We start from the raw sequence: 1,766 nt of genomic DNA, 5'->3' as shown, positions 1-1,766 counted from the left end.
CTTATTTACAAATAAAACCAATATACCCAAGTCACCTCAAATGATCGGTTCAGCGTGAATAACTTGGGAATAAACTTACAGCAGCATTGTTGCTGCAACAAACATCAAGAATATTGCGAATATTTTCTTTAATACCGCAGTAGGAAGATTGGTCGCGAGCTTCGCCCCCACTTTCGTGGTCAACATCGAAGTCATCGCAATCGCAAGTAACGCAGGAAGATAAACATAACCAATACTGTACGCAGGTAAGCCTTCAACCTTATAGCCGTGCAAAATAAAGCCGATCATGCCAGAGATGGCGATGATGCAGCCACAAACTGACGATGAGCCGACCGCTTTACGCATTTCTACGCCATGCTTGTTGAGAAAAGGCACCGATAAAGAACCGCCACCGATACCAGCTAAGCTCGAAACTACACCAATTCCCGTTCCGTACATCATAGTGACCGGACTACTCGGCATTGGCTTCTCACTTTTTACTTTAATGGATCGGAACATCTGCACAGCTAGACACAGTACAATAACACCAAATACTTTCGGCAAGTAATGCGTTGGGATCCATTCGGCAATGTTGGCACCAACAAAACCGCCAATCACCACTCCGGGCATTAGCCACTTCACAACAAACATATCTACGTTGCCAAGTTTAAGATGGTTGAGAGCAGAAGAACCTGATGTAACGATGATGCTTGCCAGAGATGTCGCAAGCGCCATGTGCATGCTCATTTCTGGAGAAATGCCCGCCCAAGGCAGCAAAAATAACAACGCAGGTACGACGATTAATCCGCCCCCAATGCCGAGTAGCCCCGCCATCACACCAACAAAAGCGCCCAGCGCCAGCAATAACAAAAATAAAGAGACGGTCACGATTACCTACTTTTTCCCTGCACGAACGAAGCCTGCAAAACCTTGTTGGATAAAGAAATCATGCATCATTTGATGAATCTCCTCTCCGTACGATTTTGTCATCGCCTGTTCCGCTAGTTTTTCTAGTTCCTGTTGTTGGCTATGACGAATCAAATACTTCACCTTAGCCACGTTAGATGTGTTCATACTTAAGCTGGTGTATCCCAACCCAAGTAATAAGAGCGCACCAAATGGATCACCGGCTAATTCACCGCAGATGCACACTGGCACTTGATATTTATCGCACACGTCATGAATCTGTTTGAGTGCTAACAGCACTGCCGGATGCATGGATTCATAGACATCAGCGACGCGGGAATTGTTCCGATCCACCGCCAGTAAATACTGAGTTAAGTCGTTAGTACCAACAGAGACAAAATCCACTCGATGCGCGATGGCAGGAAGCAGATATACCATCGATGGTACTTCGATCATCACCCCGACCTTTGGAGCCTGGATACGCTCATCAAGCAAGACAACTTCGCTGTAGGCTTGGTTGATCAGCGTCATCGCATCATCCAGCTCTTTAATACCAGATACCATGGGTAACAAGATACTTAAATTACCACTTTCAGCACTGGCTCTTAGCATCGCACGCAATTGAATCAAAAAGATATCAGGATGATCTAACGTAAAGCGAATCCCGCGCCAACCTAAAAACGGATTGTCCTCTTCGATTGGCAGGTATGGCAATGGTTTATCACCACCGATGTCTAGAGTACGCATCACCACGCGTTGGTTCGAGTAGCTGTTTAATATTGCTCGATATTGATGATACTGCTCATCTTCCGATGGAAAGTGATGTTGAAGTAAAAATGCAATTTCAGTTCGATATAAACCGACACCATCGACGCCCGTAT

Annotated in this window: 2 protein-coding genes; both read right to left on the bottom strand. The window is 45.6% G+C overall.

Going from position 1 to position 1,766, the window contains the following annotated elements; all coding sequences use genetic code 11:
- Positions 1–75: 75 nt before the first annotated feature.
- The gene (locus R7P67_RS23565) at positions 76–867 is read right to left on the bottom strand and encodes a sulfite exporter TauE/SafE family protein (RefSeq protein WP_005481395.1); all 792 of its coding nucleotides are present in this window, start codon (positions 865–867) and stop codon (positions 76–78) included.
- A 6-nt stretch (positions 868–873) separates the two neighbouring features.
- A partial coding sequence (locus R7P67_RS23560; RefSeq protein WP_318086159.1) for a putative PEP-binding protein occupies positions 874–1,766 on the bottom strand: 893 nt, incomplete at its 5' end.

It is taken from the genome of Vibrio sp. Vb0937 (assembly GCF_033338855.1).
Note: the sequence above shows the minus strand (reverse complement) of the source record. Positions and strands in the feature narration are given on the sequence as shown.